Annotated in this window: 16 protein-coding genes; all 16 read right to left on the bottom strand. The window is 74.9% G+C overall.

The window, feature by feature from the left end; translation table 11 throughout:
* Positions 1-35: 35 nt before the first annotated feature.
* Genes CP973_RS17730 through CP973_RS17655 form a run of 16 tightly spaced genes read right to left on the bottom strand, consistent with a single transcriptional unit; the run spans position 36 to position 24,302 of the window.
* Entirely contained in the window at positions 36-1,949 is a 1,914-nt protein-coding gene (locus tag CP973_RS17730; RefSeq protein ID WP_208853203.1) for a CocE/NonD family hydrolase, read from the bottom strand.
* A complete protein-coding gene (locus CP973_RS17725; RefSeq protein WP_150241841.1) occupies positions 1,946-3,139 on the bottom strand; it encodes a lactate 2-monooxygenase in 1,194 nt (397 codons plus the stop codon). The genes CP973_RS17730 and CP973_RS17725 overlap by 4 nt, the downstream gene beginning before the upstream one ends.
* Positions 3,136-3,489 (bottom strand): chorismate mutase family protein, encoded by a 354-nt coding sequence (locus tag CP973_RS17720; RefSeq protein WP_150241840.1) that lies wholly within the window; start codon positions 3,487-3,489, stop codon positions 3,136-3,138. The genes CP973_RS17725 and CP973_RS17720 overlap by 4 nt, the downstream gene beginning before the upstream one ends.
* Positions 3,486-6,584, bottom strand: a complete 3,099-nt coding sequence (locus tag CP973_RS17715; RefSeq protein ID WP_167538349.1) for a non-ribosomal peptide synthetase — start codon at positions 6,582-6,584, stop codon at positions 3,486-3,488. Before CP973_RS17715 ends, CP973_RS17720 begins: the two co-directional genes overlap by 4 nt.
* A 5-nt stretch (positions 6,585-6,589) precedes the next feature.
* The gene (locus CP973_RS17710) at positions 6,590-7,927 is read right to left on the bottom strand and encodes an MFS transporter (protein WP_150241835.1); all 1,338 of its coding nucleotides are present in this window, start codon (positions 7,925-7,927) and stop codon (positions 6,590-6,592) included.
* Positions 7,924-8,184: an acyl carrier protein gene (locus tag CP973_RS17705; protein ID WP_150241833.1), complete on the bottom strand. Its 261-nt coding sequence runs from the start codon at positions 8,182-8,184 to the stop codon at positions 7,924-7,926. Before CP973_RS17705 ends, CP973_RS17710 begins: the two co-directional genes overlap by 4 nt.
* A gap of 4 nt (positions 8,185-8,188) precedes the next feature.
* The gene (locus CP973_RS17700; RefSeq protein ID WP_150241831.1) at positions 8,189-9,112 is read right to left on the bottom strand and encodes a beta-ketoacyl-[acyl-carrier-protein] synthase family protein; all 924 of its coding nucleotides are present in this window, start codon (positions 9,110-9,112) and stop codon (positions 8,189-8,191) included.
* Positions 9,109-10,083 (bottom strand): beta-ketoacyl-[acyl-carrier-protein] synthase family protein, encoded by a 975-nt coding sequence (locus CP973_RS17695; protein WP_150241829.1) that lies wholly within the window; start codon positions 10,081-10,083, stop codon positions 9,109-9,111. The genes CP973_RS17700 and CP973_RS17695 overlap by 4 nt, the downstream gene beginning before the upstream one ends.
* Positions 10,080-11,441, bottom strand: coding sequence for a condensation domain-containing protein (locus tag CP973_RS17690; RefSeq protein ID WP_150241826.1), 1,362 nt, complete (start codon positions 11,439-11,441; stop codon positions 10,080-10,082). The genes CP973_RS17695 and CP973_RS17690 overlap by 4 nt, the downstream gene beginning before the upstream one ends.
* Positions 11,438-12,469 (bottom strand): MupA/Atu3671 family FMN-dependent luciferase-like monooxygenase, encoded by a 1,032-nt coding sequence (locus CP973_RS17685; protein ID WP_150241824.1) that lies wholly within the window; start codon positions 12,467-12,469, stop codon positions 11,438-11,440. Before CP973_RS17685 ends, CP973_RS17690 begins: the two co-directional genes overlap by 4 nt.
* A gap of 2 nt (positions 12,470-12,471) precedes the next feature.
* Positions 12,472-17,256 (bottom strand): type I polyketide synthase, encoded by a 4,785-nt coding sequence (locus CP973_RS17680; RefSeq protein ID WP_150241821.1) that lies wholly within the window; start codon positions 17,254-17,256, stop codon positions 12,472-12,474.
* A complete protein-coding gene (locus CP973_RS17675; protein ID WP_150241819.1) occupies positions 17,249-19,165 on the bottom strand; it encodes a non-ribosomal peptide synthetase in 1,917 nt (638 codons plus the stop codon). The genes CP973_RS17680 and CP973_RS17675 overlap by 8 nt, the downstream gene beginning before the upstream one ends.
* The gene (locus CP973_RS17670; RefSeq protein ID WP_150241818.1) at positions 19,162-20,286 is read right to left on the bottom strand and encodes a 3-hydroxyacyl-CoA dehydrogenase NAD-binding domain-containing protein; all 1,125 of its coding nucleotides are present in this window, start codon (positions 20,284-20,286) and stop codon (positions 19,162-19,164) included. Before CP973_RS17670 ends, CP973_RS17675 begins: the two co-directional genes overlap by 4 nt.
* The gene (locus CP973_RS17665) at positions 20,279-21,532 is read right to left on the bottom strand and encodes a Coenzyme F420 hydrogenase/dehydrogenase, beta subunit C-terminal domain (protein ID WP_150241816.1); all 1,254 of its coding nucleotides are present in this window, start codon (positions 21,530-21,532) and stop codon (positions 20,279-20,281) included. Before CP973_RS17665 ends, CP973_RS17670 begins: the two co-directional genes overlap by 8 nt.
* The gene (locus CP973_RS17660; protein WP_244409570.1) at positions 21,529-22,833 is read right to left on the bottom strand and encodes an aspartate aminotransferase family protein; all 1,305 of its coding nucleotides are present in this window, start codon (positions 22,831-22,833) and stop codon (positions 21,529-21,531) included. Before CP973_RS17660 ends, CP973_RS17665 begins: the two co-directional genes overlap by 4 nt.
* Entirely contained in the window at positions 22,833-24,302 is a 1,470-nt protein-coding gene (locus tag CP973_RS17655; RefSeq protein ID WP_150241814.1) for a 3-phosphoshikimate 1-carboxyvinyltransferase, read from the bottom strand. Before CP973_RS17655 ends, CP973_RS17660 begins: the two co-directional genes overlap by 1 nt.
* Between the last annotated feature and the right edge of the window lie 83 nt (positions 24,303-24,385).

The following is a 24,385-nucleotide window of genomic DNA, read 5'->3' as shown; positions in this document are numbered from 1 at the left end:
TGTCGGTTCGGTGAGGTGCTGTCGGCCCGCCGGGGCTACTTCTGCGGCGGGGTGTCGCTGCCCTGGTCCCGGCCGCCGTCCGGGATCACCGGGAGCGTCACCTTCGAGGGGTGCGCCGCGTCGTGCAGCACGGTCTGCCGTGCGGTGCGCCGCTCCGTGGACTCGCCCAGCCAGCTGCCGGTGTTGGGGTTCGGGTCGTACTGCGGGTAGTCGCTGGAGGAGATGTCGAGCCGGATGCGGTGGCCCTTCTTGAAGAGGTTGCTGGTCGGCCACACCTTGATCTTGTACTCGTACACCTTGCCGGGGACGATCGGCTTCGGCTCGCTCAGCGACTCGCGGTAACTGGCGCGGACGATGCCGCTGTTCAGGTTCACCGCGGTGCCGTCCGGGTGGACGTCGATCAGCTTGGCGGTCCAGTCGGTGTCCGGCGCCGAGGACCTGGCGTACAGCGTGACCGTGACCGGGCCGGTGACCTCGGTGTCCTCGGCCAGCGGCGCGCCGGTGTAGACGGCGATGTCGGGGCGCTGCTCGATCTGCTGCTGGTCGTAGGGGCCCTGGGTGCTGATGGCCGCCGTGCAGCAGGAGTGGCCGCCGACGCTGGGCACCGGGTTGCGCGGGTCGTAGGTGTAGTGGTCGGCGGGGGTGTCCGCGGCGGGCGGGGCGGTGGACAGGGTGCCGTCCACGGTGTTGCCGGTCGCGTGGCCGGTGCTGGAGAGGTGGTAATCCGTCCAGCGGGTCTGCGGGAGCGGCCAGGAAGGCGCGGTGCGCCACTTGTTCGCGCCCATGACGAAGTAGTCCACGCCGTTCTCGCGGACGCCGTTGTCCTTGCCTTTGAGGTGGTGGTCCCACCAGGCGAGCATCATCTCGTTGACGGGGCTGTTGCCGACCGGGCCGATCTGCCGGAGCAGCGGGGCGGGACTGCTGGTCGGGCGGCCCCAGCCGGTGTGGTCCCAGGGCCCGATGACCAGCCGCTGGCCGGCGCGGGCCGCGGGCGAGCCGCCGCGCCGGACCATGCCCTGGTAGTTGCGGACCGACCCGTCCAGGAAGGCGTCGTACCACCCGGCGTAGTTGAGGACCGGGATGCCGACCTTTCCGTAGTTCTCCTTGGGGGCCCACCGGCGCCAGTAGTCGTCGTACGTACGGTGCTCGATCCAGTCGAAGAAGTACGGGGCGACCTTGGGGTCACCGGGACGGAACGGTTTGAAGCGGTTGTACGGGGCGGTGCCCAGCCACTTCTGCACGTCCTGGTAGTCCCGGTTGACCTGGTGGTACGTGTCCCGGTCGCCCCGGTTGGCGGCGGCGGACGGGACGATCTTGCGCATGGCCCACGGGATGACGAAGTTCAGCCGGAACGCGCCGCCCTCGTAGGTCCAGCCGTCGAAGTAGTCGTCGGAGGTCTTGTCGGGCACGATCGTCTTCAGGTGCGGCGGGCGCTCCTGGGCGGCCAGCCACTGGGTGGCGCCCACGTAGGAGGAGCCGTACATCCCGACCTTGCCGTTGGAGCCGGGCAGCCGGGCCGCCCACTCCACGCTGTCGTAGCCGTCCTTGCCCTCGTTGGCGAACTCGTAGAAGTCGCCGTCCGAGGCGTACTGGCCGCGCACGTCCTGCACCACGACGAGGTAGCAGTGCGAGGCGAACCACTCCGGGGACTGGTAGCTGGAGGGCTGGACCTCGGCCGCTTCCTTGCCGTACTGGGTGCGCATCAGGATCACCGGCACCTTCTCCTCGGTGCGCGGCCGGTACACGTCCGCCCGCAGCACGGTGCCGTCCCGCATGCGTGCCCCTACGTCGGTGGTCCTGCCGACCGCGCAGGGGCCCTTGCCGGTGTCCGGCGGCCAGGCGCCGTCCTCGGGGGCCGGGGCCGGGCCGGGCGCGGCCTGGAACGCCAGCGCGCAGGCTCCGGTGAGGGCCAGCGCGATCCAACCGGTCTTCCGTGCCCGCCGGTTCACCGCCGCACCTCCCCTCCGTCGCCCGCGTGCAGCGTGTCCGGGCCGATGTCCGCGAGCGTCGTGCAGCCGGACAGGCCCATCGTCAGGTCGAAGTCCGCGAGCAGGCCGCGTACGACGTGTTCGACGCCCGCGGCGCCGCCGAGGGCCAGCCCGTAGACGTACGGACGTCCCAGCAGCACCGCCCGGGCGCCCAGGGCCAGCGCCTTGAACACGTCGGCGCCGCCGCGGACACCGGAGTCGAAGAGCACCTCCGTCTCGGTGCCGACCTCCGCCACCACGTCGACCAGCGCGTCCAGCGCGGCCACCGCCCCGTCCACCTGCCGGCCGCCGTGGTTGGACACCACGATGCCGTCCATCCCGGCCCGCACCGCCCGGCGCGCGTCCCCGGGGTGCACGATGCCCTTCAGGACGATCGGCCCGTCCCAGTGCTCGCGCAGGAATCCCAGCTCGTCCCAGGTGTGCGCCTTGCCGCTGAAGATCGGCAGCCAGTGCATGGCCGCGCCCTGCGGGTCCTCCTCGACCGGCCGCTCCAGCCGGGAGCGGAAGACCGGGTCGGACAGCGGGATCGCGACCCCGCCGCCGCGCAGGAACGGCAGGTGGGCCTGATCGAGGTCGTGCGGGCGCCAGGCGAGCTGCCAGGTGTCCAGGGTGACGACCAGGGCCGTGTAGCCGGACGCGCGGGCCCGCTTGAGGATGCTGGCGGTCACCTCGTCGTCGTGCGGCCAGTACAGCTGGAACCAGCGCTGCCCGTCGCCGTTGGCCTCGGCGACCTCCTCGATGGTGTGCGAGGCGGCGGTGCTCAGCACCATCGGCACGCCGGTCGCCGCGGCGGCGCGGGCGGTGGCCAGCTCGCCCTCCGGGTGGACCAGGGACTGCACCCCGATCGGTGCGAGGAGGACGGGGGCGGGCAGTTCGCTGCCCAGTACGGTGGTGCGCTGGTCGCGGGCGGTGGCGTCGCGCAGCATGCGCGGGACGATGCGGTGCCGGTCGAAGGCGGCGCGGTTGGCGCGCGCGGTGGCGCCGGTGCCGGCCGCGCCGGCGATGTACCAGTAGGGCTTGGGGCCGAGGCGGTCGCGGGCCACGTCCTCCAGGGCGCTGAGGTCGGTGGTGAAGGGCGGGACGGTGTCCCGGAGGCCCTGCACGTAGATCTGGTACTGGTAGTCCGCGTAGCCGCGTTCGGGCGCTGTCATGTGCTGGTGTGCTCCTTCTTCCGCTCTTCCGGTTCCTTCTTCCGTTCCTCCGGTTCCACTGCCGGCCCCGGGGAGGTGCTGCGCCCCAGCGCCAGCAGGATCAGGGCCAGTTGCGCGCCGGCCGGGCCCAGCGCCTCCTGGTATCCGCGCAGTACGGCGTTCTCCCAGGCCAGATCCGTACGGGGACGCCCCGCGGCGCGGCGGGCGTCCTGGAGGCGGCGGTCCTCGGCGGTGCGCAGGCGGATGAGCCGGGCGATGTCCCGGTCCAGTTCGTGGATACGGGACCGGTGGCGGGCCGGGCCGTCCATCCCGTCCACGCCGCCGCGCACCGTGCCGGTCCGCCCGCTCACGGCCGGTCCGGCTGCCGCAGGACGCGGTGGTACGCGGTGGCCAACCGGGCCACGAACGCGGCGGACACCTGGTCCGGCCGGTGCCCGAAGACCACCTCGGCGCCGTCCGCGCCGTCCGGCCACACCTCCACCTCCAGTTCGTGCACCGCCCGCGGTTCCGGTTCCCGTACCGGCTCGGCCACGCAGCCCGCCAGGTCCAGGCGCTGCGGCGGCCCCTCCTGGAGCGCGAACATCGTCTGGAAGAGCGGGTGCCGGGTCCGGTCCCGTGCCGGGTCGGCGGCCAGCCGTACCACCTCCTCGAACGGCACGTCCTGAGCGGCCAGACCGGCGTGGATGCCTTCCAGGAGGCGGGGCAGCGCGCCCGCCGTGCCGTCCCCGGCCGGGCGCATCCGGAAGCAGACCACGTCGATCAGGCAGCCGACCGCGTCCGCGGTGTCCGGGTGGTAGCGCTTGGCGACGGGCGCGCCCACCGCCAGATCGCGCTGCCCGCTGACGGTCGCCAGGGCTTCGGCGTAGGCCGCGAGGAGCACCGCGAAGCGGGTGCTGCCGTGGCGCCGGGCACGTTCTTCCAAGGCCGCGTACTCGGTGGCGGAGAGGGTGAAAGAGGGCGCCGCGCTTTCGGAGGGCGTCTCGGGGGACGGCAGGGTCAGCGGCGGCACGCCGGTCAGTTCGCTACGCCAGTACGCGCGCTGCTCCTCGCCGGTGTGCCCGTTCACCTGTGCACGGTGGCCGGCCAGGACGGCCGCCAGCGGGGCGGGGCGCGCGCTCCGGGGCTCCTCGCCGCGCAGCCGGGCCGCGTAGGACGCCGACAGGTCCTCGGCCAGCGGACGTGCGGAGCCGCCGTCGAAGGCGATGTGGTGCACGACGATGCCCAGCCACCAGCAGGCACCGGCCGCCGACGGCACCATGACGCACCGCCAGTTGGTCCCGGAGCCGATGTCCAGCGGCCGGTGCAGTTCGGTGTGTACGGCCGTGAGCGCGGCCGCCTCGTCCCCGGCCGGTTCGAGGACCCGTACGTCCACCGGTGCCGGCGGGCCGTCCAGGAGCGCCACCGGGCGGCGGTCGAAGACGTAGCGGGCGTGCAGCGACTCGTGGCGCCGGTGCACGTCGTCCGCCGCGGCCCGGAACGCCTCCGGGTCGAAGGCACCGGTCACCCGCCACAGCAGGACGCAGTGCGCCGAGGTGTCGGCCGGGTCGAGCTGCTGCTCGTACAGGAAGCCGCTCTGGACGGGGAGCAGCGGCAGCGGGCCTGTGGGCAGGGTCCGGGCGCGCTCCCCCGGCTCCGCCTGCCGCTTCTCGATCCACTGCGCCAGGTCGCGTACGGTCGGGCCCGCGATCAGTACGGAGGCCGGTACGGGGACGCCGGTGCGCCCGCCGATGCGGACGCACAGCCGGGCGCCGTCCAGCGAGGTGCCGCCCAGTTCGAAGAAGGAGGCGTCGGGGGGCACGTCGTCCGGGTCCCGGCGCAGGATCTCCGCGAAGGCCGCGGTCACATGGCCCGCCACCGGGCCGTCTTCGGCATCGCGAAGCCGACGCGCGTCGGCCCGTGGCCGGGCCGCTTCCGCGCGCGCCGTGATGAGGTCCAGCAGCGCGGCGGTGTCCAGCTTGCCGTTGTCGGTCAGCGGGAAGGCGTCCACGGCGGCCAGTCGCCGTGGCACCAGGTACTCCGGCAGCCGCTCGGCCAGCGCGCGGCGCACCGTCTCCGCGCTCACCGGTTCCCGGTCGTCGCGCGCCGTGTACGCGGCGGCCAGCCCCACGCACCTCCCGTCCGTCATCAGCGGGACGACGGCGCACCGGAGCACCCCGGGCACCCGGGCCGCCGCGGCCTCCACCTCGCCCGGCTCGATGCGGTGTCCGTGCACCTTGACCTGGCGGTCGCGGCGGCCCGCGTAGTGCAGGGTGCCGTCGGCGGAGCGGAAGCCCAGGTCGCCGGTGCGGTAGACACGGCGGACGGCGCCGTCCAGCGGGATGTCGACGAAGCTGCGCGCGGTCTGCTCCGGGTCGGCGAGGTAGCCGCGGGCCAGGCCGGCGCCCGCGACGCAGATCTCGCCGGTGGTGTCCGGCGGGACCGGCCGCGATGCCTCGTCGAGGACGAAGACTTCGGTCCGTCCGACGGGGCGGCCCACCGGGATCTGCGGGCCAGGGGCCCGATCGTCGGGAGCCCGGTCGTCGGCGATGTCGGCAGCCGTGATCCGGTGGGTGGTGGCGAAGACCGTGGTCTCCACGGGGCCGTAGCCGTTCACCAGGGTGATGCGGGGGTGCGCCCGTACGAAGCGGCGGACGTGTTCGGGCGAGAGCCGTTCGCCGCCCACCATGAGCTGCCGCACCCCGTGGAAGCAGTCCGGGTCCTCCTCCACGAGCAGGTTGAACAGCGAGGCGGTGAGCCACAGGGTGTTCACGCCCGCCCGGCGTACGAGGCCGCGCAGCCCGTCCGCCGTCAGGTAGGGCTCGTCCACCAGCACGGAGGTGCCCCCGTTCAGCAGCGCTCCCCACAGTTCCAGGGAGGCGGCGTCCCAGGGCAGCGGGGCGGCCTGCGGCCAGACCGTGTCCGGGCCGAGGTCGGCGAAGCGGGCGGCCGGTTCGGCCGTGAACAGCCGTACCGTTCCGGCGTGCGGGGAGAGGACGCCCTTGGGGCGGCCGGTGCTGCCGGAGGTGAAGAAGACGCAGCAGGTGTCCGTCTCCTGTACGGGCACCGGAGGCGGGGCGTCGCCGGTGGCGGCGGCCTCCTCCAGGTCCGTGCCGGGCACCCAGACGGAGGCCGGCGCGGTCCCGGGCCGGTGTCCGGGGGCGGCGGCGATCAGCCGGGCGTCCGCCCGCCGTGTCAGTTCCGCGATCCTGGGCGCGGGCCAGCGGAGGTCCAGGGCCGCGTAGGCGGCGCCGAGTTTGAGGATCGCCAGGACGGTCGCCACGTATCGCGGGGAGCGCGGCATCAGGACGGGCACGATGTCCCCCGCCCGCACTCCTGCCGCGGCGAGTTCGGCCGCGTAGGCGTCCGAGGCGCGGTCCAGCGTCCGGTAGCTCACGGCCCGTTCACGGTGGAGCAGTGCGGTGGCGTCCGGGCGCTCCGCCGCCCGCTGCCGGAAGATCTCGTGCACGACCGTCATCGTCCACCCCCGGAGCCCAGCCGCTGCGGCTCGTTCTCGTTCTCGTACGGATCACCGGTGTGCCGGACGCCCGGCTGCTGCGGCGCGGCCGTCCGCACGCTGTCCGCCGGGCCGTGCAGCCGCCCGAGCCGCAGGGCCGCCCCGGCGCACGCCACGCAGCCCGCGCCCAGCACCACGGCGAGCAGCCACGGCTGTCCGCCGGTGAGCAGCCGGCCGCCGAGCAGCGGGCCCACGACCAGGCCCACCGACATGGCCGCGGAATACGCGCCGTTGTACCGGCCGCGCACCGGGTCGCTCGCCAGGGAGTTGACGAGGGTGGGCAGCGCCACGGCCAGCAGCGCCTCGCCCACGGCGAACACCGCCAGCGCGACGATCACCAGCGCGGCCTGTACCGCCGTACCGCCGCCGACGGTGGCCAGCAGGAGCAGCAGCCAGCTCGCCGCCCAGCTCCCAGCCGTGCCGGCGAGCAGGACGGCGGGCCGGGAGCGGGAGATACGGGTCACCGCCGCGAACTGGATCAGCACGATGCAGCAGGTGTTGGCCACGAACCCCCAGGCCATGATCCGCGCGTCCATGCCGCGCACCGCGACCAGCCCGGGGATGCTGGACTCCAGCTGTCCGTACCCCACCACCATCAGCGCGACGGTGAAGGCGAGCACCTTGAGCAGCGCGCGGTCCCGGAGGACGACGGCGTAGCCGCGGGGCCCGGCGGCGGGTTCCGTCGCGGCGGTGTCCGGCTGCTGCGTCCGCCGCCCCACCGCGAGGACGAGGACGGCGCCGGCCACCAGGAACGACAGGCCGTCACCGACGTACAGCAGCTGGAAGCGGCCCGGATCGGCCGTCGAGGCGAAGATCCCGCCGAGCAGGCCGCCGAGCCCGACCCCCGCGTTGAGCCCGACGAACTGGAGCCCGAACGCGGTGGACCGGGCTTCCCCCGTCACGCTCCGGGCGATGGCGGTGTTCCATATGGAGACCATCGCGCCGTACGCCAGTCCGTAGGCCGACCCGGCGAGCACCGCGCCGCCCACCCCGGTGACCAGGGCGAAGGAGGCCGTGCCGAGGGCGGCGAGGGTCATCGCGGCGGCGGCCGTGGCGCGCAGCGAGCGGCCGTCGGCCAGCCGTCCGGCCAGCGGGCCGCCCAGCAGCGAGGCCACCGCGATCACCGAGATGACGGCGGTGGCGGCGCCGACCGGCAGCCCGCGCACCCGGGTCAGATACAGGACCAGGAACGGCTGGACCAGTCCGGTGCCCACCGAACTGACCAGGTTGGCGCCCATCACCGCCCGGGCGCGGGGCGGGAGTTGCCGCAGGGCGGCCACAGACTGGATCTTCACGGCCGGGCGGTCTCCTCGTGCCCGGCTCCGTCCGCCGTCACCGCGGCGGTGACGGCCCGCAGCGAGGCGTCCGCCAGCAGCGCGCTCAGCGCCACCGGAGCGCCGAACTCCTCGCGCAGCCGCTGCACCAGGGACATGGCCTGGAGGGACGTGCCGCCCAGGGCGAAGAAGTCGTCCTCCGGGCCGATGGGGGTCCCGTGGTCCAGGTCCAGGATCTCCCGCCAGATTCCGGCGGTCCTCTCCTCTGCCGTCGGCATGTGTTCATTCCTCCACGGGACGTAGTAGAACGGCGGCGGCGTGCACCGCGCTGGTGCCGAGCAGTACGACGGGGGACGGCTCGGCGCCCTGGGCCGTACGGTCGGCGAGATTGATCAGCGGATCGCTGCCCAGACAGTGCGCGATACGCGGCACGTTGTCCAGATACATCTGGGCGTCGGCGATTCCGGCCTCGCCCAGGAACGTGCGCAGGGTGTCCCGGGCGAGGTTGCTGGGCAGCACGGCGCCGGTCCCCAGGCTCCGCGCCGTCAGCCCCGTGGCCGTCCACAGGTCCGCGAACACCTCCTGGTACATGGCCAGTTGCGCCAGCATCCGGTGGCCGGGCGTGGCGGCATCGACGGCTTCGCGGGCGAACCTGCGGGCCCCGCCGAGCAGCTCCCAGCCGTACCGCCGCCCGGAGACCACGGCCGCGGCGGCCGCGTCCCCGGCGACCGCCGTACCGCCCAGCACGACCCGGCCGCCCGGCAGCACCGTACGCACCAGGTCCCCGGACGCCACCAGCACCGTGCGGGAAGCGCCGGTCCGCACCAGGGACGCCGCGATGTCGAAGGCGGCGACGGCGGTGGAGCAGTCGGCCAGGCCCAGCGTCAGCGGGTAGGCGCGGCGCAGGCCGAGAGCGTCCAGCAGGCCGGTGAGGGCGGGCCGGTCCGGGCCGTCGGCGGGCAGCGACTCGGTCGCGAGCAGCACCGTGTCCACCGTGGCCGGGTCGGTACCGGAGGCGTCCAGGGCATGGCGCACGGCCGGGCCGAGGAGGTCGAGGATGCCGCCCCCGGCCTCGCGGTACTCGGCGAAGCCGGTGCCCGCGGCCGGCGGCCCGGCCGCGTACTCGGGGAGTTCGGCGACCTTACGGCGGATCGCGCCCAACTCCGCGGCGCAGCCGTTCACATAGGCCGCGCCTGCCGCGCTCACCCGGCTCCCTCCCCGGCCGGCAGCGGGCGCGCCCCCAGCAGCACGGCCGCCAGGTGGGAGATGCCCGCGCCGAGCAGCACGAGCCGGTCCTCCGGCCCGTCCGCCTCCTCCTCCCCGGCGGCCTTGGCCTCCGCGAGCCGGTCCGCGAGGTTGATCAACGGGTCGCTGCCGAGGCAGTGCCCGATCCGGCCGACGTTGCCCAGGGCGAGCCGGTCGCCGCCGTAGCCGACATCGGACAGGTAGATCTCCAGCACGTTGCGCGCGAAGTTGCTGGGCAGGACGGCCCGCACCTCCTCGGGCCGGACCGGGTGCCGCTCCGCGAGCCGGGCGAACAGTTCGCGGTGCGCGGCGATCCGGGCCGCCAGCTGCTGCCGCGCGGGCTCCCCGGAAAGGGTCTCCGGGGCGGCGTGGTGGGCCATGCCCAGCACCGGCAGCCCGGCCGCGGTGGCCGACACGAGGGCGGTGGCGGCGGCGTCGCTGGCGATGGCCGCGCCGCCCGCGACGACCCGTTCGCCGCCGGTGGCGTGGTCGGCCAGGTCGCCGGTGACGACCAGGACGTGGCGGGCGCTGCCGTCGCGGACCAGGGAGGCGGCGGTTCCCACGGCGGCCATGGCGGTGGCGCAGTCCATCAGGCCGAGCGTGCTCGCGGTGGCGCGGGTCAGCCCGATGTCCCGGAGCAGTTCGGCCACGTCCCGGTGGGCCGAGCGGTCGCGCGGCAGCGAGTCGGTGGCCAGCAGGACGAGGTCGACCTCGTCGCCCGGCACCCCGGCCTCGCCCAGGGTGCGCCGGGCGGCGGCGGCCATCAGCTCCACCACCTGCCCGTCCGACCAGTGGTAGGTGTCGAACCCGGCGGCCGGGGCGGTCAGCCGGGCCGCGGTGTCCGGGTCCGCCAGCAGTTCCGGCAGCTCGGTGACGGGGTCGGCGTACTCGCCCAGCTCGTAGGCGGGGGCACACAGCCGTGCGGTGGTCACTGCGGGCCTCCGTCCGCGCCGGCCGCCGCCTCGGCCAGGGCCGTGAACCGCTCGGCCAGGCGGCGCACGGTGGTCTCGTCGTACAGTTCGCTGTCGTACTCGAACCAGCCCTCGGTCCCTTCCGGGCCGGGGTAGACGGCCAGCGTCAGGTCGTAGCGGGCGGTGCCCTTGTCGAGGTCGGCGGTGTCCGCGCGGGCGCCCTGGATCTCCCGGCCGCCCTCGCCGAGGTTGTCGAAGACGAAGACGGCGTCGAGCAGGGGGTGGTCGCCCGGCACCCGGGCGGGCCGTACCTCCGCGGCGACCAGTTCGCCCGGGTACGCGGCGTGCCGGAGCCCGGCGCGGGTGGCCGTACGGACCGCGCGGACGCGGGCGGCGTGCGAGCCGTCGCCCGCGTCCCGCAGCCGTACGGGCAGCACGTTGAGCAGGTAGCCGACCACCTCGGCGGTGCCGGGCCGGTCGCGGCCCGCGGTGAACGTGCCGAGCAGGACGTCCGGCCGGCCGCCGAACTCGGCCAGCGCGGCCCAGGCCACGGCCAGCCATCCGGCGTACGCGGTGGCCGCCTCGCGCTGCGCCGCCGCGGCGATCGCCTCGGTGACGGCACGGGACACCGTGAAGCCGACCCGGCCGCCCTGGCGCGAGGTGCCGTCGGCGGGGCGGGGCCGGTCGGTGGGCAGGGGCGGCGGCGCGTCGGCCACCTCACCGGCCCAGTAGGCGGCCGCTTCCCGGCCCGCCGGGCTGCCGAGCCACTGCCGCAGCTCGCGCGTGTAGTCGCTGAAGGCGGGCGCGGCGGCGGGCTCGGCGTCGGCGGGGCGGGCCAGTTCGTCCAGCAGCAGCTCGAAGGACCACGCGTCGAAGACGAGGTTGTGCACCACGACCAGCAGCCACGCCTCGTCGGGCGCGGGCCCTTCGGCGAGGGTGACCCGCAGCAGGGGCCCGGCCGCCAGGTCGAACGGCTCGGCGGCCAGCTCCCGGGCGAGCCGGTGTGCTTCGTCGGCATCGGCACAGCGGGTACGGTCCACCTGGGGCGGCAGTTCCTCGTGCACCACCGGGCGGAGGCCCGAGCCGCCCTCCTCGAAGGTGGTGCGCAGCGCCTCGTGCCGGGCCGCGAAGCCGCGTACCCGCTCGGCGAGCAGGTCCAGGTCCACCGGGTCGCCGGTGAGGTGCACGGCCTGGCAGACGACGTCCACCGGCCGGCCGGGCAGCCGCTGCCGGGTGAGCCAGAGGCGGCGCTGCCCCGGGGACAACCGCCGCTGCTCCGCCAGCACTTGGGGGATCCGGTCGCGCAGGCGCGCACGCTGGCCGGGGGTCAGGCCGGTGAGCCCGGCGACGAGGTCGGCGCGGGAGGGGGCGGTGGTCATGCGTAGCGCCTCCGGAGTTCGTTGAGGTGGCTCAGGCTCTGCACGACGAGGTCCTCGTCGACGCCGAAGTCGATCAGACAGGCGATCTCGTTGACGCCCATGCCCTGGAAGCGGTCGACCACCGCCGCGCAGGAGTCCGGGGTGCCGAGCAGCGCACCCTTCTCGAAGTACTTGTCGAAGGCGAACTTGATCAGTTCGTCCTGGTCGTCGGCCGAGATGTCGCGGACCCCGGCGCCGGGCGCCAGGTTCTTCTTCTGCGAGTCGATGACGGTGAAGAAGGAGCGCAGGTAGTCGCTGAACGGGGGCCAGACGGTCTCCCGGACCTCGTCCAGGTCGGTGCCGATGAAGGTGTGCAGCATCAGCGTGACCGTGGTGCTCTCGGGATCGTGCCCGTACTCCTCCAGGGTCTTGTGGTAGAGGGCGAGCTTCTCCTCCAGCTCCTCGTTGGTCATGTCGATCAGCGCGGTCAGCACGTTGCAGCCGAGCCGTCCGGCCGTCTCGAACGTCTCCACGCTCTTGGTGCAGGTCAGCCAGATGGGCAGTTCGGGCTGGACGGGCTGCGGGTGCAGCTCCACCTCGACGTGGTTCCCGAGGCCGTCCTGGACGTAGACCGGTGCGCCCTCCCACAGTTCGCGGATGGTGGACACCGCGTCGAAGGTGCGCTGCCTGCGGTCGGGCCAGCCCTCCGGCCGGATGGCGAAGTCCAGCGGGCTGAAGCCGGTGGCCAGGGCGATCCCGGTCCGTCCACGGGAGAGGTTGTCGACGACCGCCCACTCCTCGGCGACCCGGATCGGGCTGTGCAGCGGCAGGATGACGCTGCCGGCCCGGATCTGGAGGCGCTGGGTGTGCATGGCCAGGCCCGCGCCGAGTACGGAGGGGTTGGGGTAGAGGCCGCCGAAACGGTGGAAGTGCCGCTCCGGGGTCCAGATGGCGGTGAAGCCGTTCTCGTCCGCGTAGCGGGCCGCGTCGAGCACGAAGCGGTATTTGTTCTTCTCGTCCCCGGAGAAGAAGATCAGGCTGAAGTCCACGGTCAGCGCTCCTGTTCCTGCCGGTCCCGGTCGGTTGGGCCGTCCTGCCGCACCTCGGCCAGCAGGTGTTCGATGTCGTACGGGTCGAGTGCGGCCAACTGCGCGGCCAGCGCCTCGATGTCGTCGCCGGTGTCCCCGGCGGGCGCGTCGGCCGCGCCCGCGGCGGCCTCCGTCCGCGCGTCCAGCCGCGTCTGTACGAGCGCGGCCAGGGCGGCGGGCGTCGGCTCGCCGAGCACGTCCGCCAGCGGCACCTCCACCGAGAACTGGTCCCGCAGGTCCGACAGCAGCCGCACGATCAGCAGGGAGTCGCCGCCGAACTCGAAGATGTCCCCGTCCAGCGGCATGTCCTCGGCGCCGAGCGCGCCGCGCACCAGCCGCGCCACCTGCCCGACGAGGTCGTCCGCCGCCTCGTGCCCGTCGGTGTCGGCCACGGCCGCGGCGGCGCCCGCCGTCGGCCGGGCGATCCGCTCGTCGCGCACCCACTGGTCCAGCCGGTGCCCGATGTCCCAGGTGGACACGGCGACATGGGAGACATCCCGCAGGGTCAGCAGGCGGCGGATCGCCTCCAGGCCCTCGTCCGGCTGGATCGCCTTGTCGTCCATGCTGCGGCCGATCGCGGAGATCGCCCGCTTCTCGTCCTGGTGGTGCTGCCACACGTCCCAGGCCGCGCTGATCCACACCGTACGGTCCAGGCCGCGGTTGGCCCGCTCGGCGGCGGCGTCCATGAAGTGGTTGGCCGCGCCGTACCCGAGCAGGCGCAGCCCGCCGAGCACACCGGCCAGCGAGGAGAGCAGCAGTACGAAGTCCACGTCGTGGCCGGTCAGGACCTTTTCCAGGGCGATCTGGCCGTGGGCCTTGGGCGCGAAGTGCCACTGGCACTGCTCGGCGCTCGCCGCGGTGATCGCCCGGTCCCACTGCTCGCTGGGCAGTCCCGCCGCGTGCACGACGCCGTGCAAGCCCCCGAAATGGCCGGTCACTTGCTCCACCGCGGCCCGCAGCGCGTCCTCGTCGGCCACGTCGGCGTGGACGAGGAAGGGCTCGCCGCCCCCGTCCTCCAGGGCCCGCAGCCGTGTGATGCGCAGCGAGGTCCCGTCGTCCTCGTCGTGCGTGTCCAGCCACGCGTCCCACTCCGCGCGGTCGGGCAGCGGGTCGCGGGTGAGCAGCGCCAGGCGGGCGCCGGGGCACTCGCGGCGCAGCCACCGCGCGATCGTGGCACCGATCTCGCCGAGACCGCCGGTGATCAGGTAGACGCCGTCCTCGCGCAGACGGGAGACGGCCTTGGCGGTCCAGTCGGCGCGTACCGGCTCCAGGTCGGTGATCCAGCGGGTGGCGCCGCGCAGTGTGGTGGCCACCTCGGGGCGGCGCTGTCCGGCCAGTTCGGCGGCCAGCGTGCGCAGCGAGCGCTCGTCCACGGCGGCCGGCAGGTCGAAGTGGCGGGCGCCGATGTTGCCGTGCTCCTGGCCGATGACCCGGGCGGCGACGGCGAGCGGGGCCAGTTCGGCCGCCGGTTCCGGTTCGGCCGGGCTGACGGCGTAGGCGCCCGCGCTGATCAGGTCGAGCTGGAGCGGCTTGGTGACGCCGTGTTCGCTGAGCGCCTTGACCAGGGCGATCAGGCTGTAGAGGCCGTGCCGCTGGGCGGTCTCGAAGCGTTCCCTGCCGCGTTCGGCGGGCAGCGGGGCGGTGGACCAGGCGTGCAGGATCCGGTCCGGCAGCCGCTCCTCGGCCAGCAGGTCGGCGACGAGGCGGGCGTGGTCCTCCTCGGAGTCCGGCCGCAGCGTCCAGGTGTCACCGTCCCGCCCGTACGCCGCACCGGCCCGTACGGTCAGCACCTCCCCCGCGCAGGCGTGCGCGGCGATCCGGGCGGCCGTGCCCTCCGCGTCGGCGAAGAGCAGCACGGGGTCGGCGCCCGGCTCGGCGGGCGCGTCGAGGGTGCCCACGGCCTGGCGCCAGACCGGGGCGGAGAACCATTCGTCCAGGGGGAGCTTGCGCACCCCGTTCCCGGAGCCGCCGCTCGCGCCGGTCAGCGTGCCGGTGCCGGGCTCGACCCAGTAGCGGGTGCCTTCGAAGGGGTACGTCGGCAGCGGCACCCGGCGGCACCCGCGGTCCGCGTAGTACCCCTGCCAGTCCACCGGCAGGCCGGCCGCCCACAGCCGGCCGAGCGCGGCGGTCACCGCGGTCAGGTCGGCACCGGCGTCCCGTCCGCGGGCCGCGGAGGTGACGACCGGTACGCCGGTCTCCCGGTCCGGGTGCCGCCGGGTGAAGGTGGCCAGCGTCTGGCCCGGCCCCACCTCCAGGAAGACCGGGGGCTCGCCGTCCAGCACGGTGGCCACGTCGTCCGCGAACCGTACGGTCTCGCGCAGGTGCCGCCCCCAGTACGCGGGGTCGGTGGCCTCCTCGTCGGTGATCCAGGTGCCGGTCCGGTTGGACAGGAACGGGATCTCGGGGCGGCGCAGCGGGACGCCGCGCAGCAGTTCGGTGAGCGGGCCGACGGCCGGGTCCATCATGGCCGAGTGGAAGGCGTGCGAGGTGACGACCTTCCGGTGGGCGACGCCGTCGGCGGTGAGCCGGGTGGTGAGCGCGCGGACCGCGTCCTTGGGGCCGGCCACGGTGCACACCGCGGGTTCGTTGACCGCGGCGAGCGCGACCTCGCCGTCCTCTTCGAGGTACGGGGCCAGTTCGGCGGGCGGCAGCATGACCGCCGCCATCACTCCGCCGGGCAGTTCGTCCACCAGCCGGCCGCGCTCGGCGATCACCCGCAGGGCGTCGGGGAGCCGGAAGACCCCGGCGAGGGTGGCGGCCACGTACTCGCCGACGCTGTGCCCGATGAGCGCGGCCGGGCGCACGCCCCAGGCCATCCACTGCCGGGCCAGCGCGTACTCCACCACGAACAGCGCGGGCTGGGTCAGCCGGGTGCGGTTGAGGTCGTGCGGGGTGCCGGTGTACTCCCGCAGCCGCGGGTGGAGGACGTCCCGCAGGTCCAGGCCGAGGTGGGGTTCCAGGAGTTCGGCGCACTCGTCCAGCACCTCGCGGAACACCGGCAGGTGCTGGTACCAGCCCTGGCCCATGCCGGGGTGCTGGGCGCCCTGGCCGGGGAAGAGGAGCACCACGGGCCGGTCGGCGGGCTGCCCGGAGTCCTGGTGGGTGAAGCGCGGATCGCCGCTGCGGAGCGCGCGTACGGCGGTCTCGCGGTCCGGGACGGTCAGCACGGCGCGGTAGTTGAACGTACGGCGGGCGGTGGCGAGGGTGTGGGCGGCGTCTTCCAGGGCGGTGTCTTCCAGGGCGGCGTCGCCGAGCGCCTCCGGTGTTCCGGGCGCCGTGGCCTCCAGGTGGTCCGCCAGTTCCCGGCGTGCGGTCTCCAGCGCGGCCGGGGACTTGGCCGAGACGGGCAGGAGCACCACGGGGGCAGCCGGCCGCACCGCCGCTTCCGGCGCCGGGGCCTCCTCCAGAACGACATGCGCGGTGGTGCCGCCCATGCCGGTGGAGGTGACCGCGCAGCGCAGCGGATCACCCTCCGTCCCCGGCTCCCAGGGCTCGACCTCGGTTCCGACGCGGAAGCGGGTGCCCGCGACCTCGCACCGCGGGTTCCACTCGGTGAAGTGCGGGGTGGGCACCAGCGTGCGGTGCCGCAGCATCAGCACGCACTTGATGAGCGAGGCGACACCGGCCGCGGTGCTCAGATGGCCGAGGTTGGCCTTCACCGACCCGATCGTCAGCGGTGGCGCGCCGTCCACCTGGTAGGACTGCGCGGCGGCGGCCAGTTCGATGGGGTCGCCCATCTTCGTGCCCGTACCGTGGGCCTCCAGATAGCCGACGGTCGCGGGGTCCACGTCCGCCACGGCCAGCGCCTCGGCCAGGACGGCGGCCTGGCCGGTGACGCCCGGCGCGGTGTAACCGACCCGGTCGGCGCCGTCGTTGCCGACGGCAGAGCCGCGCAGCACCGCCCAGACGGTGTCGCCCTCGGCGAGGGCGTCCGCCAGCCGCTTGAGCACCACCACGCCGACGCCGTTGCCGAAGACCGTGCCGTCCGCGCCCGCGTCGAAGGGCCGCACCGTGCCGGTCGCCGAGGCGATCCCGTCGGTCTCGTGCCGGTATCCGGCCTCCTGCGGGAAGCGCAGCGCCACCCCGCCGGCCAGCGCCACGTCGCACTCCTGCGCCAGCAGGCTCTGTGCCGCCTGGTGCACCGCGACGAGCGAGGTGGAGCAGGCGGTCTGTACGGAGATGCTGGGGCCGGTGAGGTTGAGGTGGTAGGAGACCCGGGTGGCCAGGTAGTTGGGGTCGTTGCCCATCAGGGTGGCCGGGTCCTGGCGCATCCTGGGCAGCGAACCGGCGAAGCCCTGCTCCCCGGTCAGCACGTTGTTCAGCAGGTACGTGCTGGTCAGCGCGCCCGCGAAGACGCCGATACGGCCCTCGTACTGCTCGGAGTCGTGGCCGCTGTGCTCCAGCGCCTTCCACGAGGACTGGAGGAACAGCCGCAGCTGCGGGTCCATCCGCTCGGCCTCGCGGGCGCTGAGGTAGAAGAACGAGGCGTCGAAGAGGTCCGCGTCCTCGACCGTCGCGGCCCGGCGTACGTAGCGGGAGTCGGCCAGGGTCCGGTCGTCGGCCCCGGCCGCGACGAGTTCCTCCTCGTCCACGTCGCGGATCTGGTCGGTGCCCGCCAGCAGGTTCCGCCAGTACGCGTGGTGGTCGGGGGCGCCCGGCAGCCGGCAGTCCAGGCCGACGACGGCGATCCGGCCGTCGAGGTCGGCGCCGTCCGCCGCGGCGGGATCGGCGTAAGGACGGTCAGTCACTGGTTCCTCCTGCTGGTTGCTGGGGGTGCGGCGGCGGGCCGGCGGGGCGTGTGCGGGCCGCGGCCCGGCGGGTACCGCCCCGGGCGGCGGCGCGCCGGCGGGCGCCCCGCGCGGTGCCCGCCGCGGAGTCCTCCTGGCCGCTGCCGATCAGCCGCACCAGGCTCCGGACGGTCGGGGCCCGGTACAGGTCGGTCATCCGCAGTCCGGGCGCGACGGTGCGGGTCAGCCGTTCGTGGACGGCGGCCACCCGCAGGGACGTCCCGCCCAGGTCGAAGAAGTTGTCGTCCAGCGAGACCGCGTCGGTGCCGAGGACTTCGCGCCACGCCTCGGCCACGGCGCGCTCCAGCGGCCCGGCGCCGCGCGCGCCGGCGGCCGGTCCGGTTACCCGGGCCGCGAGCGGGTCGGGCAGCGCGGCCCGGTCGATCTTGTGGTTGGGGGTCAGCGGCAGCGCGTCGAGCAGCACGTACGCGGTGGGCACCGCGTGGTCGGGGAGCACCCCGCGCAGCGCCGCCCGCAGGACGGCGGGTGCGGTGCGCGCCCCGTCGTCCGCCACCAGGTAGGCCGCCAGCTGCCGCTCGCCGAGCCGGTCGGTGAACGGCATCACCACCGCCTCGCGCACCCCGGGCAGTTCCTTCAGCGCGCTCTCCACCTCTCCGGTCTCCACCCGGATTCCGGAGATCTTCACCTGGAAGTCGCGGCGGCCGATCAGCAGCAGGGTGCCGTCCGCCAGCCGCCGGGCGAGGTCGCCGGTACGGTACGTCCGCCCGTCGGCGACCGCGCCGGGCGCAAGGTAGTCGCTCTGTACGACGATTTCGCCTTCGCCCGCTCCCTCGACCGGCCGCCCGTCCCCGTCCTGGAGCCACACCCGCGTCTCCGCGGCCGGGAAGCCCAGCGGGAAGACGCCGGTCGGCGGCCGGTAGTCCCGGTCGGCGACCCGCAGCAGTGCGCAGGAGCACTCCGTCGAGCCGTACGCCCCCGCCACCCGGCAGTGCGCCGCGAAGGCCCGCCGGGCGGCGTCGAGATCGGCCAGGTGCAGGGTGTCCCCGCCGAGGGCGAGCATCCGCATGGCGGGCAGCGCCGTGCCCCGCGACTCCATGGCCCGTACGAGCGCACGGAATACCGGCAGCGTGGAGTGGTAGACCGTGATCTCCTCGGCCGCCATCCACTCCAGCAGCCCACTGATGCCCAGCGACTTCAGGTCGACGGGGTACAGGGCCGCGCCGTTGAGCAGGGCGGCGAAGGTGTCCTGCACCGCCGAGTCCCAGCTGTAGGCGGACTGGAGGGTGAGCCGGTCCAGCGGGCCGATGCCCAGGCCGTCGGTCCACACCCGCGCGTGGTGCAGCACGTTGCGGTGCAGCTGCGCGACCGGCTTCGGCTGCCCGGTGGAGCCGGAGGTGTAGAGGACGTACGCCTCTGCGCCGGGGTGCGCCCGTACGGCGTCCGCCGCGTCCCCCGCGACAAGCGCGTCGTACGCCAGCACCGGCTGCCCGCTCGCCAGTCGCCCGGCGAGCGGCAGGTGCTGTTCGGTGGCGACCAGGGCCCGTACGCCCGCGTCCCGGGCCATGAACGCGAGGCGCGGCTCGGGATAGGCCGCGTCCAGCGGTACGTAGGACAGCCCGGCCCGCAGCACGCCCAGCAGCGCCGCGATCATCTCCGCGCCGTGCGAGAAGAGCAGCCCGACCCGGTCGCCGGGCCGCAGTCCGGCCGCGGTCAGCGAGCCGGCGACCCGGGCCGCGCGCCCGGCGGTCTCCCGGTAGGTCCAGCGCGCCTCGGGGGTGACCACGGCCTCGCGCCCGGGGTGGGCGGCGGCCTGTTCCAGGAAGCGGTGCACCAGGGTCCCGGCCTGCTCGGCGGGCGGGAACGGCCGGTGGCCGGTGGGCACTTCGGCGGGCAGCGCCGTCGTGGTCATGGCGCGGCGCTCCCTTCCGGCGCCGCGGCCGGGCCGTGGGCGAAGAGGACGGCGGGGTGCGCGGGCCGCTCGCGCAGCCGCGCGTAGGCCTCGGCGGCCCGTTCCAGCGGGAGGCGCGGCAGCCCCATCAGGGCCGGGCGGATCGCGCCGGAGCCGATCAGGTCCAGCGCCCGTTGCAGGTTCTCGGTGACCGTGCCCTCGCCGTCCGGCGCCGTGACCTCGGTCAGGCCGCGGGCGTACGAGGCGTCCCGGTATCCGGCGCCGCAGCGGGCCGCGTACCGGATGTCGAGGTTGCCCAGCTCCACGCTGAAGTCGATGTGCGCCGCGAACCGGCCCACACCGACCAGCCGGGGGCGCCCCGGTGCCCGGCCCGCCCAGCGGGCGGCCGCCGCGACGGTGGCCCCGGCGTCCCCCGTACCGCACAGGAAGACACACCGGCCGCCGCGCCCGTCCTGCCCGGGGCCCGCGCCCTCCGCCGCGAAGAAGCGCTCCCCGTCGGCGGCGGCCAGCCCGAGCGCGGGCGCCGTGCGCAGCCGCTCCGGGCGCAGGTCCAGCAGGGTGGTGCGGGCGCCCCGGGCCGCCGTGATCTGGGCGACCAGCTGGCCGACCATGCCCGCGCCCACCACGGCCACCTCGTCCGCGGGCTCCAGCACGGCCCGGTCCACCGCGTGCACCGCGGTCGCGGCCAGCCCCGCCACCACCGCGTCCGCCAGGTCCAGGCCGTCCGGGACCCGGCGGCACAGCCGGTACGGCACGGTGACCGCCCCGCTGTGCACGGCCTCGCCCCAGCCCATGGCGATCACCCGGTCACCGGGGGCGAACCCGGGGGCCTGCGGGCCGACCGCGTCCACCACCCCGGCCGAGCAGTATCCGAGGACGTAGCGCTCGCCGGTACGGGCGGAGCGGTCCAGATAGTGCAGTTCGGTGCCCGGGCTCACCAGGCTCCACTCGGCGCGCAGCCGTATCTCGCCGCGCCCCGGGGGCTGCCGCAGCACCTCCTCGACAACCGGCTCCGGACTCCCGTCCGCCACCAACTGCCGTACGGGCAGCGGGGTCACGGAACCCGTGGCTCCCACGGCGGCGGCCTCCGGCACCCCTCGTACAGCCGCCTCTTCAGTCATCTCCCCGCTCCCTCGCCGTTCCCTGCCCGCACCGCTCCCCTTCCGGCTCCGGCGCCGCGATCCACCGCTCGTCCGGCACGATCTCCAGTTCCTCGCGGTGTCCCGGTATCGGCCCCAGCGGCACCGGACGGCCGGAGCGTTCGTAGGTGGCCCGCCGGTTGCGCTTGCGTTCCAGGCCGAGGTTGAGGCCCGCCAGGTCCACGGGTTCGTGGGTGAGCAGCCCGCGCTCCCGCCCGGCCGCCACCGCTTCGGCGCCGGCCCGGGTACGGATGAACACCCGGCCGTGCTTGGCCTGCCCCTCGCCGCTGACGCTCGCGGCGAAGATGTTCGGGTCGCCGTCGCTGACGCTCACATCGGCCAGCCCCGACATCCAGTCCCCGCAGGACAGACAGCGGTGCGTCTTGTTTCCGGCGAAGTCCCGGACCGCCTGCCAGAACTGCACCTGGTGGTCCACGCCGTCCCGCGTGCGGATACCGATGTTCCCGGGGTACTCGCCCTCGCGGTAGCGCAGCCGCACCACCGACTCCAGCGGTACGTGGGCGCGTTCCCGGATCACCGCGGCGGTGCCCTCGGGGCGCGTGCTGGACGAACAGGCGGGCTCGACCAGGAGCACGACCTTCTCGCGTGCCCACCGGCCGATCTCGGTGTCCATGGCCTGGAGCTTGCGCATCGCCTGGATGTGGCAGGCCACTCCGGCCATGGCGACCCGGGCGTCCGGCTCCTTGAGCATCAGGTCGCGCAACGCGCCGAGGTAGGGGGCCAGTTGGTACGTGGACTGCGCGGTCTCCACCAGGTCGCCGGGGTCGCGTACCAGCGCGGGCGCCGCCCGCCACGGCTGCTCGGCGTCCCGCCCCATGGAGAGCACCGCCGAGACGCCCAGCACCCGCATGGCGGTCTGGAGCAGCGCGGTGAGGCTGCCGCCGCTGGCGGACGCCTCGTACACCACGGGGTCCAGCGCGTGCCCGGCGACGACTTCCTCGAAGACGCCGGTCCAGCGCTCGTCGGGGGTACGGGTGCGGCCGAACAGGCGCTCCTCGGCGGCCGGGGTGCCGGGGTCGGCGCCCGGGCAGACGTCCAGGCAGTCGGTGCACTCCCCGCAGTCGGCGGCGGTCCAGGAGGCCACGGTGAGCACCGGGTCCAGCCCGTCGAAGCCGATCACCCCGGCCGGGCAGGCCAGTTCGCAGGCGCCGCACACGGTGCACAGCTCCGGCGCCAGTACGTCCCTTTCGAGCTGCTGGAAGGTCATATGAGGCCACCGTTCCGGGTGGAGGCGCCGGGGCGGCCGTCGTCCGGCGCGGCCGCGTCCACGGCCGCCGCGAGCCCGTCGGCCAGGAACCGGTAGCCCTCGTCGTCCAGCAGCACCGGCGGCACGATCTTGACGCTGGCGCCCTCCGGCCCGCCGCCGAACAGCAGCAGCCGGCCGCGCAGCGCGCCGCCCGTGACCGCCCGCGCCAGTTCCGGATCCGGCCGCCCGTCCCGTACGCAGTCGAAGGCGGCCAGCGCGCCGGTCGTACGGACCGCCCGCATCCAGGGGTGCCGGGCGGCCAGCGCGTCCAGGTCGGCGTGCAGCCGTTTCCCCAGCTGCCGCGCCCGGCCGGCCAGGTCCTCCCGTACGACGACGTCCAGGACGGCTTCGGCGGCGGCGCAGGAGACCGGGTGTCCGGAGAAGGTGGAGGTCTGCACGCCCGGCGGCAGCGCGTCGACCACCGCGCGCTCCCCCACCACGGCGCCGACCGGGAAGCCGTTGCCCAGCGTCTTGCCGAGCAGCGTCAGGTCCGGCTGCTCCGTCATCAGCTCGGCGGTGAACAGCCGCCCGGCCCGGCCCAGTCCGGTGTAGATCTCGTCCAGTACCAGCAGCGCGCCACGGGAGTGCGCCTGCCGGGCGATCTCGTCCAGCAGCTCCGGCGGCACGTCCAGGACGCCCTCGGTCACCTGGACCGGTTCCAGGACCACGGCCGCGGTGCCGCCGCGCCGGTCCGCGGCGTCCAGCGCCGCGGACAGCCCGGCCGCGAACGCGGCCGCGTCGCCGGGCCCCGGCTCGCGCGGATCGGGTAACTCCGCGATGACGGCCGGCGCGCGGCCGTCGCCGTCCTCGAACCCGCTGTAGGCCTTGAACTCCGGCCGCCAGGTGAGCCCCAGCGCCCCGGCCGTCTTGCCGTGGAAGCCGTACCGGAAGCCGACCACGGCCCGGTGCCCGGTGGCCGCGCGGGCGATCTTCAGCGCGGACTCCACCGCCTCCGCGCCGGTCGTGGTGGGCAGCACCGCGGGCGCCGCGTACGGGGACAGCGCGCCGATCCGCTCGATCATCCGCCTGCGGGCGTCCGAGCCCAGCTTGCAGCCGGTGTGGGCCAGCCGCCCGGCCTGGGCCGTCACGGCGGCGATGACGTCCGGGTGCTGGTGGCCCAGGGTCGCCGCGCCGCTGCCCGCGGTCCCGTCGAACCAGGCCGTGCCGTCCTCGGCGTACAGCCAGGGGCCGTTGCCGCTGCCGAAGGCCGGCCCCAGGGTGCTGCCCGTGGACCGCGCCTCGGTACTCGCCTCACTCGTCATCACAGGGGGTCCTTTGCGATCCGGGCGCCGACGGCCCGCTGCACATCGGCGAAGTCGGGAAATGACGTGCGGTGGCAGGCGCCGCCGCGCACCGTGGTGCGCCCCGGCAGGCATCCCGCGAGCGTCGCGGCGGCCATGGCGATCCGGTGGTCCTCGAAGCCCGGCACCACACCGGCGCGCAGCGGCGCCCCGCCGCGCACAGTCAGCCCGTCGGCCGCCACCTCGACCCGGGCGCCGAAGGCCCCGGCCATCCGCGCCGTGGTCGTCAGCCGGTCCGTCTCCTTGAACCGCAGCTCCTGCGCGCATCCGATCCACGAGGTCCCCGGCAGCCGGGCCGCGACCACGGCCAGCAGCGGCACTTCGTCGATCAGCGCGTGCAGCAGCCACGGCTCGTCCACCCGGACGGGCCCGGCCTGCTCCAGCCCCCCTCGGACCACCACGGTCCCCACCGGCTCCCCGCCCCGGGGCCGTCCCCCCTCGGTTCCTCCGTCTCCGTACGCGGTCGCGTACTCGTACGCGATATCGGCCCCGGCCCGCCGCAGCACCTCGAAGAAGCCGGTCCGGGTCGGGTTCAGGCACACGCCCGGCACCCGCAGCGTGCCGCCGTCGCCCCACAGCAGGTGGGCCGCCACGGGGTAGGCGGCCAGCGAGGGATCGGCCGGCACGTCGATGACGTCCGGCACATCGAACGGCTCGCCGCTCCAGCGGAGTTCACCGTCCCCCTCGTCCAGCACACCGCCGAACGAGGCGAGCATCCGCTCGGTGTGGTCCCGCGAGCGCACCGGGTGCCGTACCGTCGCGGGCAGTCCCGCGGCCGCCGCGGCCAGCAGGACCCCGGACCGTGCCTGCGCACTCCCCACGCGCAGCTGCACCGTCCGGCCCGGCCGGCACACCGGCCCCTTCACCCATACGGGCAGGCAGCCGTCCTCGCCGAGGTACTCGATCTCCGCGCCCAGCTCGGCCAGCGGATCGACCAGCCAGTCCATCGGCCGGTGCCGCAGCACCTCGTCGCCGTCCACCACCGCGGCGGTGCCGCTCCCCGCGAGCACGCCGATCAGCAGCCGGGCCGCGGCGCTCGACCCGCCGGTCTCCAGGTACGGCACGCCTTCGGGCCACCGGGTCACGCCCGGGTGGGCCCGTACCCGCTGGGGCACCGGTAACGCGCCACGCCGCGCGGTCAGCGCGCCGCCGTCCACGTCGACCGCCACGCCCAGGGCCCGCATCGCCGGGAGCAGGGCCCGTACGGCGCCGCCGAGGTTGGCGTTGCGCACCGTCAGCACCTCGGGCGCGCCGGGAAGCAGTGCCGCCAGCAGCGCCCGGTGACTGACCGACTTGTCCCCCGGTACCCGGACGCTCAGCGCACCGGCGCCGACGGCCTCCTGGGCCCGTCCGCCGTCCACCACCAGATCCGGTGAATCGGTATCCGGCCGGTCGAATTCCTGCCGGGGCCCGCTTCGGGCGTCAAGCACTCCTTGCTCCTGTTCCTGGGCCTGGGCACCGGGTCAGCGGGCTTTCCGAAAGCTCATTTACCGCCCGTGGGGTGAAGGGCATT

Source organism: Streptomyces albofaciens JCM 4342 (assembly GCF_008634025.1).
Lineage (GTDB): Bacteria > Actinomycetota > Actinomycetes > Streptomycetales > Streptomycetaceae > Streptomyces > Streptomyces albofaciens.
The sequence above is the reverse complement of the archived record's forward strand: the minus strand, read 5'-3'. Positions and strand labels throughout refer to the sequence as shown.

Bases quoted from the DNA above. Each gene is read 5' to 3' on its own strand.
- CP973_RS17725 (WP_150241841.1), bottom strand. From the start codon at position 3,139: ATGACAGCGCCCGAACGCGGCTACGCGGACTACCAGTACCAGATCTAC.
- CP973_RS17705 (WP_150241833.1), bottom strand. From the start codon at position 8,184: ATGCCGACGGCAGAGGAGAGGACCGCCGGAATCTGGCGGGAGATCCTG.
- CP973_RS17690 (WP_150241826.1), bottom strand. From the start codon at position 11,441: ATGACCACCGCCCCCTCCCGCGCCGACCTCGTCGCCGGGCTCACCGGC.
- CP973_RS17675 (WP_150241819.1), bottom strand. From the start codon at position 19,165: ATGACCACGACGGCGCTGCCCGCCGAAGTGCCCACCGGCCACCGGCCG.
- CP973_RS17670 (WP_150241818.1), bottom strand. From the start codon at position 20,286: ATGACTGAAGAGGCGGCTGTACGAGGGGTGCCGGAGGCCGCCGCCGTG.
- CP973_RS17665 (WP_150241816.1), bottom strand. From the start codon at position 21,532: ATGACCTTCCAGCAGCTCGAAAGGGACGTACTGGCGCCGGAGCTGTGC.
- CP973_RS17660 (WP_244409570.1), bottom strand. From the start codon at position 22,833: ATGACGAGTGAGGCGAGTACCGAGGCGCGGTCCACGGGCAGCACCCTG.